We start from the raw sequence: 15716 nt of genomic DNA on the forward strand, positions 1-15716 counted from the left end.
CTGCCGACGAGCTACGGGGGCGGCGAGACCAACGAGTGGGCCTCCGCGCTCGCCTCCGCGGGCGATACCGACGCCTTCAAGGCGCATTACGACACGGTCAACAGCCACACGGTCTGCGACTTCCTGGCCTTCAGCCCGAAGAACCCGTCCTCGATCCGCACCTGCATCGAGACGGCGCGCGAGAACGCCCGCTCGGTCCGCACCGCGCTCACCACCGAGATGTGGGACGCGATCAACGGCGCGTGGCTGGAACTGCGCTCCTACGAGGGCCGCGACCTGACACGGGACGAGTTCTCGCGCTTCCTCGACTGGGTGAAGGGCATCTCGCTGACCTTCGACGGCTCGGCCTACCGCACGATGTTGCGCAACGACGCCTACTGGTTCACCCGGCTCGGCACGGCGATCGAGCGGGCCGACAACACCGCCCGCATCCTCGACGTGAAGTACCAGATCCTGCTGCCGGCGAGCGAGAAGGTCGGCGGCAGCCTCGACTACTTCCAGTGGACCACGATCCTGCGCGAGGTCTCGGCCTTCAACGCCTATCACTGGGTCTACCGGGAGAGCATCAAGCCGCTGCTGGTGGCCGACCTCCTCATCCTGAACCGGCAGATGCCGCGCTCCTTCGCCAACTGCTACGGCATGCTGGTGGAGCATCTCGACCTGATAGCCGACGCCTACGGGCGGCGCGGCCCGAGCCAGCGACTCGCCAGCAACATGCTGGCGCGCCTGGAGGGCGAGGACATCGATCGGATCTTCGCAGCCGGCCTGCACGAGTTCGTGACCGCCTTCATCGGCGAGAACAACCGGGTCGGGCAGGCGATCGCCGACCAGTACCTGGTCTGACGCCGCCAACCGGTGAGACATTCCGCATGCGCCTCAGCGTCGTCCACGAGACCCACTACACCTACGAGCATCCGGCCCGCGGCCTGATCCAGGTCCTGCGCATGACGCCGCGGGACCATGACGGGCAGTATGTCCGGCGCTGGCGCATCGACACCTCCGTCGATGGCCGCCTCACCGAGCGCGAGGACGGGTTCGGCAACGTCGTGCACTGGTTCACCCCGGACGAGCCCGCCGACGCGCTGACCATCCGGGTCACCGGCGAGGTCGATACGCTCGAGAGCCACGGCATCGTGCGCGGTGCGGTCGAGCGGCTGCCGGACCTGTTCTACCTGCGCGAGACCGACCTCTGCGTGGCGAGCCAGGACATCCAGGATTTCGCCGCGCAGGTCCGGGATGCGGGCGAGCGCGCGGCGCTGCCGATGCTCCACCGGCTGCTCGCGGCGGTCCACGAGCGGGTGCGTTTCGAGCGGGGTCCGGCAAGCGCGGCGGTCACCGCGGCCAAGGCCTTCGAGGCCGGGCGCGGCGTCTGCCAGGACGTCGCGCACGTCTTCATCACGGCGGCCCGCCAGTTGGAGATCCCGGCCCGCTACGTCTCCGGCTACCGCAAGCGGGAGGACGAGGCGGACGGCGCGGAGACGCCGCACGGCTGGGCCGAGGCGCTGGTACCCGATCTCGGCTGGGTCGCCTTCGACCCAGCCCACGGGGAGGGGACCTCGGAGCACTACGTCCGTGTGGCGAGCGGCCTCGACTATCTCGGCGCGGCCCCGATCCGCGGCAGCCGCACCGGCGGCGGCACCGAGACGCTGGACGTCACGCTCAAGGTGGAGCAAGCCCAGGCCGCCCGGCAATCCTGAGCGTCCCCGATTCTCTCCAGGCGTCCGCCCCGGCAGCGGACGAGAAGCTGACCCCTGCCATGACCTACTGCGTCGGTTTGCTCGTCGAGGACGGGCTCGTGATGGTGGCCGATACCCGCACCAATGCGGGGCTCGACGACATCTCGACCTACCGCAAGCTGCACCACTTCAACGTGCCCGGCGAGCGCGTGATGATGCTGGCCTCGGCCGGCAACCTCTCAGTCACGCAATCGGTCCTGAGCCTCCTGTCGGAGGGCGTGCCGGGCGACGACGGCGAGCCGCCGGCCAAGCTCGTCGAGGCTCCGACGATGTTCCAGGCGGCCCAGCTCGTCGGCCGGGCGATCCGGCGGGTGCGCAGCATCGAGCGGGCCGGCTTCGAGGCGGCGCAGATCCGCTTCTCGATCTCGCTGCTGTTCGGTGGCCAGATCGGCGACGAGCCGATGCGGCTCTACCTGATCTACTCGGCCGGCAACTTCATCGAGTGCTCGACCGACGCGCCCTTCCTGCAGATCGGCGAGCACAAATACGGCAAGCCGATCCTCGACCGGGCGGTGAAGTTCGAGACCGACCTCTACGACGCGCTGAAGATCGGGCTCGTCTCGATGGATTCCACCATGCGCTCGAATCTCGGCGTCGGCCTGCCGCTCGACATCGCGGTGGCGCGCCGCGGCGCCCTGACGCTCGAGGTGAACCACCGGATCGAGGCCGGCGAAACCTATTTCCACGACCTGCGCGAGCGCTGGTCGGCGGCGCTCCGGGCCGCCCACCGGGCGATCCCGCGACCGCCCTACGGGCCCGCGGCGAAGTAGGCCGCTACCGCGCGTCCTCCGCCCGCGCTAGGCTGTCGGCCGAATGCGGGGATTCGTGCGGACGACGTGCGGCGCCTTCTCAAATTCCTCCACACGATGGGGGCGATCGGTCTCATGGGGGCGATGGCCACGCTCCTCGTGCTGCTCGCCCTCGCGCCGCCGCCGACCGCCCTCCAGGGGTACGCGCTGATGCGCGGCGCGATGGGGGCGATCGCGACCTGGATCTTCTTTCCTTCGCTCGCCCTGGTGCTGCTCTCGGGGCTTCTCGCCATCGCCTTCAACCGGGCCTTCCACAGCGCGGGCTGGGCACTCCTGAAGCTCGCCACCGGCATCCTCGTCTTCGAATCCGGCTTCGTCGGCATCCTGGGGCCGATGCAGGAGGAGGCACGGCGCAGCGCGGCCGCGCTCGCCGGAACGGTCGATCCCGCGACGCTCGCCCAGTCGCTCGGGGCCGAGCGTGGCACGCTCTGGGTGATCCTCGCGGTCGCCACCGCCAACGTCGTGCTCGGCGTCTGGCGGCCCCGGATCATGCGGCGCCCGGCCGGATCCTGATGCGGGGGACCAGTTTTGCGGATCCGATCCGGGAGAAGGCGCGGGGTCCCCTCTCCCGAAGGTCAGGGCAATCGCATAGGGCGGCCACGTGCCTCGGCGCGGTTCAGGCGACATCTCCGAACCGATTGACCGGAAACCGTCCGAGCAGGCGGCGCGTCGCCACGGCCGGATCGGGTGCGCGCATCAGGCCGCCCATCACCGCGACGGCCTTGGCGCCGGCCGCGAGGCAGGCATCCAACGTCTCGGCCGAGACGCCGCCGAGCGCCACGATCGGCAACCCCGTGGCGGCCGCGTCCCGGATCGCGTCGGGACCGAGGGCCGGCCCGTAGCCCGGCTTGCTCGCGCTGGCGAAGATCGGGCTCAGGGTGGCGTAATCGGCGCCCTCGAAGGCGGCGCGGGCGACCTCGGCGAGCGTGTGGGCCGAGACGCCGACGAGGGCGGCCGGTCCCAGACGCGCGCGGGCCGCGGCGATCCGGTCATGCTGGCCGCCGCCGAGATGCACGCCATCAGCGCCGAGTTCCGCCGCGAGGTCGAGGTCGCCGCCGATCGTCAGCCGCGCACCGGCCGCCCGTGTCAGGCCGAGCAGGGTCGCGCCGAGGCGGCGGCGCTCGGCCGGATCGAGGTCCCGGTCGCGGAACCAGACCCAGCGGGCGCCGCCATCGAGGCAGGCCGCCACCGTGTCGGCGAGCGAGCGGTCCGAGCCGAGCCGGTCGGTGACGACGAGGAGCGGCCCCGGAAGGCTAAGAGCCGACAAGGCCGAGCTGCGGGCTCGACGGCTCGGCCCGGCCGCGCCTGGGGATGCGGCCCGCAAGATGCGCGTCGCGCCCCGCCTCGACGGCGCGACGCATGGCGCGGGCCATGCGGACCGGATCGTCGGCCTTCGCCACCGCGGTGTTGATGAGGCAGGCCGAGGCGCCGAGCTCCATCGCGATCACCGCGTCGGAGGCCGTGCCGATGCCGGCATCGACCACCACCGGCACGCGGGCGCGGCGGCAGATCAGCTCGAGATTGGCCGGGTTCGCCACGCCCATGCCGGAGCCGATCAGCGATCCCATCGGCATCACGGCGGCGCAGCCGATGTCTTCGAGGCGCTGGCAGACGATCGGGTCGTCGTTGCAGTAGGGCAGCACCGTGAAGCCGTCGTCCACGAGGTGGCGGCAAGCCTCGATCAATTCGGCGACGTCCGGGTAGAGGGTCTCGCGGTCGCCGATCACCTCGACCTTGATCCAGGTCGTGTCGAGCGCCTCGCGGGCGAGCTCGGCGGTCATGATCGCGTCGCGGGCGGTCTCGCAGCCGGCGGTGTTGGGCAGGAAGCGCTTGCCCTTGAGGATCTTGACCGTATCCGAGCCGTGGCCCTGGAGCGAGACACGGCGGATCGAGGCGGTGACGACCTCCGCCCCGCTGGCCTCGACGGCATCGCGCATGATCGCCTGGCTCGGGTAGCCGGCTGTGCCGATGAACAGGCGGCTTCCCAGCGGCACGCCCGCGATCACCAGCGGGTCGTCCGTCCCGGGCCGCAGCGGGGTGACGGTGTTCTGCTCGCTCATGCTCTAGCCTCCCTGCATGGCGCGGACGATCTCGATGCGGTCGCCGTCGCGCACGGGCGTCGCCTCCCAGTCCCGGCGGCGCACCACACGGCCGTTCAGCGCGATGGCGACGCCCTCCGGGCTCTCGATACCGCTCTCCACGGCCTCGGCCCGGAACACCGCCGCGACGGTTTCGGCCGCGTGCTCGCGCGGCTCGCCGTTGACGAGGATGCTCATGCGATGGCCCGCGCCTCGGCCCGGAAGCGGGCGAGCGTGAAGGGGCGGGCTATCTCGGGGAGCGCGCCGGTGGTGAGGAGAGCGGCCACCGCGTCGGCGGTTGCGGGCGCCAGCAGGTAGCCGTTGCGGTGGTGGCCGGTGGCCGCCACGAGGCCCGGCGCCAGGGTGTCGATGATCGGTGCGTCGTCGTCCGAGGTCGGGCGGTAGCCGCTCCACACGGCCTCGACCGCCATCTCCTCGATGCCCGGCAGAACTCGGCGCGCGCCTTCGAGCAGCGCGTAGAGCCCGCCCGCGGTGACGCCCTCGCGAAACCCGCAATCCTCGACCGTGGCGCCGACGATCAGGTGCCCGTCGCCCTTCGGCGCCATGTGGACCTGCTCGGTCCAGACCATGTGGGCGAGCGTGCCGGTCTGCCGGGTGGTGCGCAGCGCCAGCGACTGGCCCTTGAGCGGGCGCACCGGCAGGGCGAGGTGGTCGGGCAGAAGGCCGGCCGCGCCGCTCCAGGCACCGCTCGCCAGCACCACGGTCCCGGCCGCGATCGTGCCGCGCTCCGTCGCGAGGCCGGTGACGCGGGAGCCGGTCCAGTCGAGCCCGGTCGCGGCGCAGCCCTCCACCACGGCGACGCCGGCCGCCCGGCAGGCCGCCACCAGCGCCCGCATCACCTTGCGGGGATCGACCTGATGGTCGAGCGGGCAGAACACGCCCGCCGTCACCGAGGGGCGGAGCGTCGGCTCGCGACGGCGCACCTCGGTGCCGGCGAGCCACTCGGCGGCGACACCGGAGCGGCGCTGCAGGTCGTAGCGGAAGCGCAGGCGCTCGACCTCGTCCCGGCCGATGGCCAGCACCAGCGTGCCCTCCTGGCGGTAGTCGATATCGATGCCGGAGGCCGCCTGAAGGTCGTCGCGAAAGTCCGGCCAGCGGGCGAGCGAATCGAGGGCGAGCGGCAGGAGCAGGTCGGAGCCCGGCTCGTGCTCGGCGGCGGGCGCCAGCATGCCCGTGGCGGCAAGGCTCGCGCCCGCGCCGACGCGCTCCCGCTCGACCACCACAACGCTCTTGCCGGAACGGGCAAGCCGCCACGCGCTGGCGAGCCCGATCAGGCCGCCGCCGACGACCGCGACGTCCGCGCGCTCCGGTAGGCCCTGCGCTTCGCCGGCCTCGCCGAGGCCGCGGCGCTGTCCGATGGGTGAGGCGGGCCAGTCTGCCACGCTGCGATCTCCGCGTCTGCCCGCAGGGATCGGTGGCCATCGCTTCCTGGTGAAGCGCGCGGGCCCGTCACGGGGCCCCGGTCCAATCCCTACGCCGGTATGAGCCGGATCAGGTTCGAAGGATTTCCGCGCCGCAGGCTCAGAGACGAGCGTGCCAGCGGTTTCTCAGCCCCTTGCCGGGGATCTCCCTGGAACAGGCGTGATGTGGACCCGGCGGGCGATCGGGTCAAGTACGGGGATATGAGAGGGGAGGGGTTTGGGAGAGCACGGGAATCAGCATCTCCCTCCCCCCTCTGCGGGGGAGGGCGACCGCGAGGGCTGTCGCTCGGGCTCAAGCCCGCAGGCGTTCCAGCACCGCCGCCTTCGCCTTCGGCTTGTACACGGCCATCGGCTCGTCGAATCCGTCGAGCTGGTGCTCGCCGCAATGCTCCGGGTCGCCCCAGAGGAAATCCACGAAGGGCTTCGACATCAGCAGCGGCTCGCCGAGCAGCCGGTTGAGGCGCGACAGGCGGCTGGCGAGGTTCACGTCGCGGCCGATCACCGTGAAGTCGAGCCGCTGGCCCGAGCCGACGTTGCCGTAGGCGGCCTCGCCGTGATGGAGCGCGATGCCGGCGGTGACCGGCACGGAGAAGAGGTGCAGAGCGTTGGCCTCGTCGAGTGCGGCCAGCGCCGACTCGGCCGCGGTCAACGCGCCCTTGGCGGCCCCGCCGAGGTCGTCGCCCGGCTCGCGGAAGATCGCGAGCAGCCCGTCGCCGAGATATTTCAGCACCTCGCCGCCCTCCCGCTCGATCGGCGGCACGAGGCAGTCGAAGAACACGTTGAGGAGGTCCACGGCCTCCTCGGGCGTCATGTCGGCGGAGATGCGGGTGTAGTCCCGCATGTCGGCGAACAGGATCGCCGAGCGGATGCGCTTCACCTGTCCCCGCCGGATGTCGCCCGACAGGATCGCCCGGTGCGGCTCGTCGCCCACGTAGATCCGCAGCACGTGGTCGAGCTGCTTGTTGACGAGGCGCATCTCCATCACGGCGGCGAGCGCCGGCATCACGAAGCGCAGGATGGCGATGTCCTCGTCGCGAAAGCCCTCGGGGCTGCGGGTCGCGAAGGTGATGCCGTTGCGGGTGCCGTTGGTGAAGAAGAGCGGCGCCACGACGTAGTGGGTGTAACCCGCCGCGCGCAGCTCCGGCACGATGCTGTAGGGGTCTTCGCCGGCCCTGGTCAGGTCCAGCAGTAGCCACTCGCCGGACTCGTGGACGGTGAAGAATGGGCTCTCGTGATAGGCGCGCTCCGAGACCTCGCCGTGCGGGAACAGGCGCACCGTCGAGCCGGCCTCGCGCGTCCAGACGCGGCCGATGCCGGAATATTCCGAGTGCAGGGTGTCGATCGCCGTCGAGGCACGGTCGATTGGCACGCCGATCCGGTTGAGGCGCTCGGCGAGGCCGGCGAGGAGGTCGTCGGCCTGGGGCAGGCGGGCGCCCTCGCTGAGCAGCCAGTCGCGGATGGCGACGCAGGGCTGCAGCGCCCCGAAGGGCACGTCGTCCGCCTCCGACCCGTCGGCCAGGGCCGTGGGCGGTACGGGCTGTGGCGGGCGGCGTTCGAGCATAAGGCCAAGGTGGTGGATCGGCCGGGCAAAGCAAGACGCGCTGCCATGCGGGCTTCCCCACCTCGGCGTCGCGCCCAGGATCTTAGCGCAGACGCCGCGCGTCATGGAAGACGCGCGGCGGGAAAGCTCAGTTGTCGAGGAAGCTGCGGAGCTTGCGCGACCGGCTCGGGTGCTTGAGCTTGCGCAGCGCCTTAGCCTCGATCTGACGGATGCGCTCACGGGTGACCGAGAACTGCTGGCCGACCTCTTCGAGGGTGTGGTCGGTGTTCATGCCGATGCCGAAGCGCATGCGCAGCACGCGCTCCTCGCGGGGCGTGAGCGAGGCGAGCACGCGCGTCGTGGTCTCGCGCAGGTTCGACTGGATCGCCGCGTCGATCGGCAGGACGACGTTCTTGTCCTCGATGAAGTCGCCAAGGTGGCTGTCCTCCTCGTCGCCGATCGGGGTCTCGAGCGAGATCGGCTCCTTGGCGATCTTCAGGACCTTGCGGACCTTCTCCAGCGGCATGGCCAGCTTCTCGGCCAGCTCCTCCGGAGTCGGCTCGCGGCCGATCTCGTGCAGCATCTGACGCGAGGTGCGGACGATCTTGTTGATCGTCTCGATCATGTGCACCGGGATGCGGATGGTGCGGGCCTGGTCGGCGATCGAGCGCGTGATCGCCTGCCGGATCCACCACGTGGCATAGGTCGAGAACTTGTAGCCGCGGCGGTACTCGAACTTGTCGACCGCCTTCATCAGGCCGATGTTGCCCTCCTGGATCAGGTCCAGGAACTGCAGGCCGCGGTTGGTGTACTTCTTGGCGATCGAGATCACGAGGCGGAGGTTGGCCTCGATCATCTCCTTCTTGGCCTGCCGGGCCTCGCGCTCGCCCTTCTGGACCATGTTGACGATGCGGCGGTACTCGCCGATCTCCAGGCCCGTCTCGGAGGCGAGCGTCAGGATCTGCTCGCGCAGCGTCGCGACCTGACGGCCACCCTTCTCGACGAGGTTCTTCCAGCCGCGGCCGCCGAGCGTGCCGACGCGCTCCATCCAGTTCGGGTCGAGCTCGTAGCCCTGGTAGTGGCGCAGGAACTCATCGCGCGCCACGCCGTGGCTCTCGGCGTAGCGCATCAGCCGGCCCTCGTGGCTGATCAGGCGCTTGTTGATGTCGTAGAGCTGCTCGACCAGCGCCTCGATGCGGTTGTTGTTGAGCGAGAGGGACTTCACGTCGGCGACGACGGTGTCCTTCAGCTCGATCTGCTTCTGGTTCTGGGCGTCGGTGTTCTGCTCGCCCGCGGCGCGGCGCTCCGAGCCCTCGTTCTGGGCCCGGCGCAGCTTGCGGTAGTTGTTGGCGATCGCGTCGAAAGTCTCGAGGACCTTCGGCTTGATCTCGGCCTCCATGGCGGCGAGGGAGACGTTGTTCTCCATGTCGTCCTCGTCGTCGCCGCCCTCGGGCGCCGCCGACTCGGAATCCTCGCCGTCCTCGCTCTCGCCCTCGGCGAGCTGCGGGCCGTTCTTGCCGTCGGGGCCCGCATAGGTGGCCTCAAGGTCGATGATGTCGCGCAGGAGGACCTTGCCCTCGACGAGCTCGTCCCGCCAGATGATGATCGCCTGGAAGGTCAGCGGGCTCTCGCAGAGGCCCGCGATCATCGCCTCGCGCCCCGCCTCGATGCGCTTGGCGATGGCGATCTCGCCCTCGCGGGACAGAAGCTCCACCGAGCCCATCTCGCGCAGGTACATGCGCACGGGATCGTCCGTGCGGTCGGTCGGCTCGCGCGTCGTGGTGGTGGTGGCGACCGCCCGGCTGGTCGGCGCCACCTCGGCGACCTCGGCCCCCTCGGGCTCCTCGTCGTCGGCGGCCTCGCCGTTGGCCGGCTTCTCGGCCGCGGCCTCGTCGGTCTCCTCGGCCTCGACGACGTTGATGCCCATCTCGGAGAGCTGGGCCAGCACGTCCTCGATCTGGTCCGGGTCGGACTGCCCGTCGGGCAGGACCTCGTTGACCTCCTCGTAGGTGATGTAGCCGCGCTTCTTGGCGAGCTTCACCATCCGCTTGACCGACGCATCGGTCAGGTCGAGGAGCGGTCCATCCGTCTGCTGCTCCGGAGCGGTGTCCGCCTCGTCCCGTTCCGTTGCCTTGGTCGCCATGATCAGCCTATTGTTTTGCCCGGCGGTCCGATGACGGGGCCTGCCGGCCACTCCGCATCATCGACGCCGCACCGCGCCTGCCGCGCGTCCGGACCTTCCGGCCGCGCCCTGTCCCACGTCCCGTATGCAAGCGTGACGCTTGACCGATTGTTAACCATGCCGCACGAGATGCGGCGCCTCCGTGCCAATGGCACAAGGATCAGGACACAGTCGAGTCGCTCGTCTCGGGCGGGGTCGTCTCCGCCTCTGCCGCTATCACGATCGCCAGCCCCTCCTTGGCCTGGCAGAGCCAGGACCAGTTCGCCTCGGTCGGCTCTTCGGCGAAGGCCCGCTCTGCCTGACGGAGTTCGCTATGTAGCGCTCCAGCCTTGCGGTGCAAGATCATGGCCTGCCTCAGGGCATCCTCGCGGAGCGCCGGGTCGGCATGCGGCTCCAGCGTGCGCCAGTCGCGCGAGCGCGCCATCGCCGTGAGCCGGGCCGCGGCTTCCCCGAGCCCGGCGCGCGCCAGCCGCGCCTCGATCACCGTCCGGTCCGGATCGCCGGCCTCGGCCGCGCAATCGAGCAGCAGCGAGAGGATCGCGCGCGCGTCCGGGTGCTCGAATTCCAGCACCATCAACTCGTCGGCGAAGGCGCCGATCATGTCCGGATGGACGAGGAGCAGGGCGGCGATCACCGCCTCGCGCACCGGGGCGGCGCCCGCAAAGCCCGCCGAGGCGGTCATGGACGGGCTCGGCGCCGCCCGCATCCGCGGGGAGGGGGGTGGATCGCCGGGCCGGGGCCGACGCTGGAAGCCGCCCCCGTACCCGCCGGGAGAGCTCCCCGGCCTCGGGGCGCCGCCGGGCTGGCGCGCGGCGTTGCGGGGCGAGAGGCCGCGCAGGCGCTCCTCGATCTCGTCGCGGTAGTAGCGCTTCACCGTCTCGTCGCGGATGGAGCCGACGGTCTCGCGCAGCGTCGCGGCGAGGCGCGCGCGGCGTTCGGGCGTGTCGGTCTGCCCGGCGGCGAGCGCGTGGGCCCAGAACACCTCGACGAGCGGCTGGGCCGCCGCGAGCACCCGATCGATCGCCGCGGGTCCTTCCGCGCGCAGGAGGTCGTCCGGATCCTGGCCCTCGGGCATCACGGCGAAGCGGAGCGACTTGCCCGGCGTGAGGAGGGGTAACGCCACCTCCAGCGTGCGGTGGGCGGCGCGCTGCCCGGCCTTGTCGCCGTCGAAGCAGAGGATGGGCTCGTCGGCGTAGCGCCAGAGCAGGGCGAGCTGCTCCTCCGTGACCGCCGTGCCGAGCTGCGCCACGGTGTTGGGGTGGCCGGCCAGCGTCATCGCGATGGCATCGACGTAGCCCTCGACCGCCAGGATGGTGCCGCGCTCGTGGGCGGCCTTGCGCGCCTGATGCAGGTTGTAGAGGCCCTGACCCTTGTGGAAGAGCGGGGTCTCGGGCGAGTTGAGGTACTTGGCCTTGGCCTCCGCCTGCATGGCCCTCCCGCCGAAGGCGATGACCCGGCCGCGGGCATCGCAGATCGGGAACATCACCCGGTCGCGGAAACGGTCGTACGGGACCGCGATGTCGTCGCCCGAGACGAGGAGGCCGAGCTCGGCCATCAGACCCTTCTCGACGTCCTTGCTCGCGAGATAGTCGCGCAGGCCGTAGCGCTCGCTCGGGGCGTAGCCGATGCGGAAGCGGCGCAGCGTCTCGCCGCCGAGGCCCCGCCGGTCGAGGTATTCCCGGGCGCCCGCGCCGACGGGTGCGCGCAGGCGCTCCTCGAACCAGAGGGCTGCGAGTTCCATCACCTCGATCGCGCCCCGGCGCTTGGTCTCGATCGCCGCGGTGTTGGCGGAGGGGGCGGGCAGCGCGACGCCGGCCTCGGAGGCCAGCCGCTCGACGGCCTCCGGGAAGGTCAGGCCCTCGGTCTCCATCAGGAAGGTGAAGACGTCGCCGTGCTTGCCGGAGGAGAAGCAGTGAAAGAACTGCTTCTGGTCGTTCACGTAGAAGGAGGGCGTCTTCTCGGCGTTGAACGGCGACAGCCCGCGCCACTCGCGGCCGGCCTTCTTCAGCTTCACCGTGCGACCGACCACGTCCGAGGCGGGCAGGCGGCTGCGGATCTCTTCCAGGAGGTGGGGCGGGTAGCGCACGGCTCTCTGCGGTTCGCGAATCCGTCGGCGGACCGGCCATTGTAGCGCGACGGTCGCCACCGCGGGGTTAAGCGGCCGCGCCTGTGGATTGCGGTGAGAGCGGATCTGAACCGTCCCCATTCCACAGCCAGGCCGCGCCGCGCACGCCTGAGGCGTCGCCGTGCAGGCTGGGCCGGATCGGCGTGTCGAACGCGTCCGAGAAGACATGGGGCGCGACCGCGGCGGCGAGGTCGTCGAGCAGTTCGGGCACCCGCGAGAGGCCGCCGCCGACCACGATCACGTCCGGGTCGAGGATGTTGACGACGTGGGCCAGGCTGCGTCCGAGCCGGTCCCGGTAGGCCGCGAGGCTCGCCCGCGCCGCCGGGTCCCCCGCCCGGAACGCCGCGATCACCGCCTCTCCGGTGGCCTCCGCGCCGGTGCGGCGGGCGTGGTCGGCGGCCAGGGCCGGCCCTGAGAGCCACGTCTCGATGCAGCCCGAGCGACCACAGTAGCAGGGCGGTCCCGGCCGCTCGGAATCGGTCGGGGCGGGGAGGGGATTGTGGCCCCACTCGCCCGCGATGCGGTCGCGGCCGGAGAGCGCGCGGGCCTCGATCGCGATGCCGGAGCCGACGCCGGTCCCGAGGATGATGGCCCACACGACGCGGGCGCCGGCCGCAGCACCGTCGACCGCCTCGGACACCGCGAGACAGTTGGCGTCGTTCTCGACACGCACCGGCCGGCCGAGGATGTCGGCGATGTCGGCTCGGAAGGGCCGAGCGTTGAGCCAGGTGGAGTTGGCGTTCTTCACGAGCCCCGTGCGCGACGAGACGGCGCCCGGCATGCCGATGCCGACGCTGCAGGATCCGCCGGCCTCGGCTTCCAGCCGGGCGACGAGGTCGGCGACGGCGCGGAGCGTGGCCCGGTAGTCGCCCCGCGGCGTCGCCACCCGCGCCTCCGCCCGGGTGGCGCCAGCCTGATCGAGGACGATCCCGGCGATCTTCGTGCCGCCGAGATCGATGCCCAGGCGCAATCCCGCACTCACTCGGCCGCGGCGACCTTCGTGCCCGGCGCGGGCGCGTTCTGCGTGTCGGTGTCCATCGGCTCGGGCGAGTGGTCCGAGATGTCGGTGCCGATGGAGACGGGATGGGCCATCACCTGATTGAGCTTGGCCGTGTCGAGCTCGCCCTCCCAGCGGCTGACCACCACGCAGGCGACGCCGTTGCCGATCAGGTTGGTGATGGCGCGGCACTCGGACATGAACTTGTCGATGCCGAGAACCAGGGTCATCGCCGCGACCGGGACCGGGTTGTTCGGAATGGCGGCGAGGGTGGCGGCGAGCGTGATGAAGCCCGCGCCGGTAACGCCCGAGGCGCCCTTCGAGGTGAGCATCGCGACCAGGATGATGGTGGCGTACTGCCCCACCGAGAGGTCGGCGCCGACGGCCTGCGCCAGGAAGAGCGTGGCCAGCGTCATGTAGATGTTGGTGCCGTCGAGGTTGAACGAGTAGCCGGTCGGGATGACGAGGCCGACGACCGAGTCGGAGGCGCCCAGCCGGCGCATCTTCGTCATCATGTGCGGCAGCACCGTCTCGGAGGAGGAGGTGCCGAGCACGATGAGCAGCTCGTCCTTGATGTAGGCCAGGAAGCGGAAGATCGAGAAGCCGGCGACCCGCGCGATGGAGCCGAGCACCACGATCACGAACAGGGCCGAGGTGACGTAGAACGTGCCGACGAGCCAGGCGAGGTCCACGACCTTCTGGATGCCGTACTCGCCGATGGTGAAGGCCATCGCGCCGAAGGCGCCGATGGGGGCGAGCTTCACGATCAGGCCGATGATGCGGAAGAAGACCTGGCCGGCCATGTCGATGGCGTGGGCGATGCCCTCCGCCTTCTTGCCCATGCCGGTGACGACGACGCCGGTGAGGATCGAGATCAGCAGCACCTGCAGCAGGTCGCCGGTGGCGAAGGCGTCGAAGAAGCTCTTCGGGATCAGCGCCATGATGTGGGCGACGGTCGAGTCGGCCGCGGCCTTCTGGGCGTAGCCCGCGACCTTGCTGGCATCGAGCTTCGAGGGATCGGCGTGGAAGCCTGCGCCCGGCTGGATCACCTCGCCGACCACGATGCCGATGAGCAGCGCCAGGGTGGAGACGACCTCGAAGTAGATCAGCGCCTTCAGGCCGACGCGGCCGACCTTCTTGAGGTCGCCGATCGAGGCGATCCCGTGCACGATCGTGCAGAAGATGATCGGCGCGATCATCATCTTGATGAGTGCCACGAAGGCGTCGCCGAGCCATTTGAGCGACTTGCCGAACTCGGGATAGAGATAGCCGACGGCCACGCCCAGGACGATCGCGATCAACACCTGGATGTAGAGCACCTTGTACCAGGGCTCGCGCGGAGCGCCGCCGGCCGGCTCGGCGTGGCTCGTCGTGGCAGCTTGGGTCATCTGGGCCATCCGGTCCCCCCGCGCACGGGAAACCCCGTGCCTCCTCGCGGTCCCTCTGTGGGGACACACACTCGATTCTTTTCAAACGGCGCGGATGAAACTGCGCCCTGGGTTGCTCTAGCGGCTTTGCCGAGGGCCCTCAACGCCGGCCGGACGGCCGGCCGCGCGGAATGCGTGACAAAAGCCCGCTGTTTCTCAGGGCAGTCGTTCGGACATATCGCGCGAAGCCGGGCAGTCGAAGCGTGACGATGGACGCCTCAAGACTTTCGAGCGCGCGCCCCAGCGGCTGGAGTTCAGTTGTTCGTGCGATTTCGCCCCCGCCCCGCGAAGCGCCGGCGCGGGCCGGCCGGGAGCGTGGTCGGCCTCTCCAGAAGCGTTTCGCCCGGCGACGCGGGTGCGCGGCCGGGCGAGAGCAAGGTTCGATGGTGGTGGGCGGGCGGAGCCGGCCTCAGGTCTGCGGCTGCGTCCGGCGCGGACGAACCGTCCAGCGCTCGAAGCCCGCGCCCGGATCCTCGCCGGAGGCCGGCTGCGCCGGCTCCTGCGGCTGCTGGATCGCCGCGCCGAGCGCCTGGGACAGGCTCTCGATCACGTCGTCGATGCGCGCGTCCGTAGGGCGCTGCTCCTCGGGCGCCGAGGCCGGAACCGGAGCCTGCTCGGCGACGGGCTCGGGCGCCGGGGCTGACGGCTCGGCCGGCTGCTCCGAGGCGGGCTCGGCGGCGGCGGGAACGGCCATCGTCGCGCCGGCAGCGCCACCGCCCGCGATGCGCCGCAGGGAGTTCACGACGCCCTCGTCGCCCTCCGGGCGGGACTCCGCCGCGCGCGGGGCGGTGTTGTTGCCGTAGCGGCCGAAGCCGAAGCGCGGCTCCAGCAGGTCGAGCACCGCGTCGAGCGCGGCGTTGCTCAGGGCCACGTCGCCGGCCTGCGGCACGCCCTGAAGCGCCACCGCCTGACGCTCGAAGGCGGCGTCCTCGCTGACCTCGCGGCCGAACCAGGCCGGGACCGAGAATCCGCGGGCGTCGTTCTCGTTGTCGAAGCCGACGCTGACGAGGTCGAGGGTGCCGGGGCTGACGTAGCGGTCGATCAGCACCTCGCGGCCCGTGACGGTGAGGGCGGTGCGGTCGTAGGCGGCCTTGCCGGGGCAGACGTCGAGCAGCGCGTCGCCGTGGGCGCGCGGCACCTCGGTGCGCTCCTCGTTGAGCACACCGTCGGCACCCTTCACGGTGAGGACGAGATGGCAGTTCTGCCCGTCGACGCGCACGAAGGAGGTGCGGCCGGCCTGCGGCGCGAAGTAGCCCTCGGTGATGCGCGACCCGCCGCGCTCCTTGCGGATCAGGCGGACCAGGGCGGGCGCGATCAGGAAACGGCGGACGACGCTCATACTCTTTACCTCCGCTTAAGCCTTCCGGCGGTACGCCGCCC

General features: G+C 71.0%; 14 protein-coding genes and 1 riboswitch. Of the genes, 4 read left to right on the forward strand and 10 right to left on the reverse strand.

All coding sequences use genetic code 11. The features are described 5' to 3' along the window. The 4 genes from AX737_RS12830 to AX737_RS12845 all read left to right on the forward strand — a co-directional run. Window positions 1-843 (forward strand): alpha-E domain-containing protein (locus AX737_RS12830; protein WP_066921876.1); only part of this gene is annotated, 843 nt, incomplete at its 5' end. A 26-nt stretch (window positions 844-869) separates the two neighbouring features. Then, complete coding sequence (locus AX737_RS12835) at window positions 870-1697, forward strand: transglutaminase family protein (protein ID WP_066921878.1); 828 nt, start codon at window positions 870-872, stop codon at window positions 1695-1697. 59 nt (window positions 1698-1756) lie between these two features. Continuing rightward, a complete protein-coding gene (locus tag AX737_RS12840; protein WP_066921879.1) occupies window positions 1757-2506 on the forward strand; it encodes a peptidase in 750 nt (249 codons plus the stop codon). A gap of 66 nt (window positions 2507-2572) precedes the next feature. Next, window positions 2573-3058, forward strand: a complete 486-nt coding sequence (locus AX737_RS12845; protein WP_066921882.1) for a hypothetical protein — start codon at window positions 2573-2575, stop codon at window positions 3056-3058. Window positions 3059-3161: 103 nt separating this feature from the next. On the opposite strand, the gene AX737_RS12850 is transcribed toward AX737_RS12845, so the two are convergent. The 10 genes from AX737_RS12850 to AX737_RS12895 all read right to left on the reverse strand — a co-directional run bounded on the left by AX737_RS12850 (window position 3162) and on the right by AX737_RS12895 (window position 15675). Next, window positions 3162-3812 carry a thiamine phosphate synthase gene (locus AX737_RS12850; RefSeq protein ID WP_066921883.1) on the reverse strand — a complete coding sequence of 217 codons (651 nt, stop codon included), beginning with the start codon at window positions 3810-3812 and terminating at the stop codon, window positions 3162-3164. Beyond that, window positions 3799-4605, reverse strand: a complete 807-nt coding sequence (locus tag AX737_RS12855; RefSeq protein WP_066921885.1) for a thiazole synthase — start codon at window positions 4603-4605, stop codon at window positions 3799-3801. Before AX737_RS12855 ends, AX737_RS12850 begins: the two co-directional genes overlap by 14 nt. Window positions 4606-4608: 3 nt before the next feature. Beyond that, window positions 4609-4821, reverse strand: a complete 213-nt coding sequence (gene thiS / locus AX737_RS12860) for a sulfur carrier protein ThiS (protein WP_066921887.1) — start codon at window positions 4819-4821, stop codon at window positions 4609-4611. Then, window positions 4818-6026, reverse strand: coding sequence for a glycine oxidase ThiO (thiO, locus tag AX737_RS12865; protein WP_066921889.1), 1209 nt, complete (start codon window positions 6024-6026; stop codon window positions 4818-4820). Before thiO ends, thiS begins: the two co-directional genes overlap by 4 nt. A 68-nt stretch (window positions 6027-6094) precedes the next feature. Further along, a riboswitch (TPP riboswitch) is annotated at window positions 6095-6225 on the reverse strand. 132 nt (window positions 6226-6357) lie between these two features. After that, window positions 6358-7626: an adenylate/guanylate cyclase domain-containing protein gene (locus tag AX737_RS12870; RefSeq protein ID WP_066921890.1), complete on the reverse strand. Its 1269-nt coding sequence runs from the start codon at window positions 7624-7626 to the stop codon at window positions 6358-6360. A 127-nt stretch (window positions 7627-7753) separates the two neighbouring features. Beyond that, window positions 7754-9748, reverse strand: coding sequence for an RNA polymerase sigma factor RpoD (gene rpoD / locus AX737_RS12875; protein WP_066921891.1), 1995 nt, complete (start codon window positions 9746-9748; stop codon window positions 7754-7756). Between the two features lie 199 nt (window positions 9749-9947). Then, window positions 9948-11873 carry a DNA primase gene (gene dnaG, locus AX737_RS12880; protein WP_066921892.1) on the reverse strand — a complete coding sequence of 642 codons (1926 nt, stop codon included), beginning with the start codon at window positions 11871-11873 and terminating at the stop codon, window positions 9948-9950. Between the two features lie 67 nt (window positions 11874-11940). Then, window positions 11941-12882, reverse strand: coding sequence for an ROK family protein (locus AX737_RS12885; RefSeq protein ID WP_082773018.1), 942 nt, complete (start codon window positions 12880-12882; stop codon window positions 11941-11943). An 8-nt stretch (window positions 12883-12890) separates the two neighbouring features. Continuing rightward, window positions 12891-14297 carry a dicarboxylate/amino acid:cation symporter gene (locus tag AX737_RS12890; RefSeq protein WP_066921907.1) on the reverse strand — a complete coding sequence of 469 codons (1407 nt, stop codon included), beginning with the start codon at window positions 14295-14297 and terminating at the stop codon, window positions 12891-12893. 448 nt (window positions 14298-14745) lie between these two features. Next, window positions 14746-15675 carry a hypothetical protein gene (locus tag AX737_RS12895; protein ID WP_066921905.1) on the reverse strand — a complete coding sequence of 310 codons (930 nt, stop codon included), beginning with the start codon at window positions 15673-15675 and terminating at the stop codon, window positions 14746-14748. Between the last annotated feature and the right edge of the window lie 41 nt (window positions 15676-15716).

Origin of the sequence: Methylobacterium sp. CCH5-D2 (assembly GCF_001556475.1) — a bacterium.
GTDB lineage: Bacteria > Pseudomonadota > Alphaproteobacteria > Rhizobiales > Beijerinckiaceae > Methylobacterium > Methylobacterium hispanicum.

Excerpts from the sequence above, each read along its gene's own strand:
- AX737_RS12835 (WP_066921878.1), top strand. The coding sequence starts at position 870 with ATGCGCCTCAGCGTCGTCCACGAGACCCACTACACCTACGAGCATCCG.
- AX737_RS12840 (WP_066921879.1), top strand. The coding sequence starts at position 1,757 with ATGACCTACTGCGTCGGTTTGCTCGTCGAGGACGGGCTCGTGATGGTG.
- AX737_RS12855 (WP_066921885.1), bottom strand. The coding sequence starts at position 4,605 with ATGAGCGAGCAGAACACCGTCACCCCGCTGCGGCCCGGGACGGACGAC.
- thiS (WP_066921887.1), bottom strand. The coding sequence starts at position 4,821 with ATGAGCATCCTCGTCAACGGCGAGCCGCGCGAGCACGCGGCCGAAACC.
- AX737_RS12870 (WP_066921890.1), bottom strand. The coding sequence starts at position 7,626 with ATGCTCGAACGCCGCCCGCCACAGCCCGTACCGCCCACGGCCCTGGCC.
- rpoD (WP_066921891.1), bottom strand. The coding sequence starts at position 9,748 with ATGGCGACCAAGGCAACGGAACGGGACGAGGCGGACACCGCTCCGGAG.
- AX737_RS12890 (WP_066921907.1), bottom strand. The coding sequence starts at position 14,297 with ATGACCCAAGCTGCCACGACGAGCCACGCCGAGCCGGCCGGCGGCGCT.
- AX737_RS12895 (WP_066921905.1), bottom strand. The coding sequence starts at position 15,675 with ATGAGCGTCGTCCGCCGTTTCCTGATCGCGCCCGCCCTGGTCCGCCTG.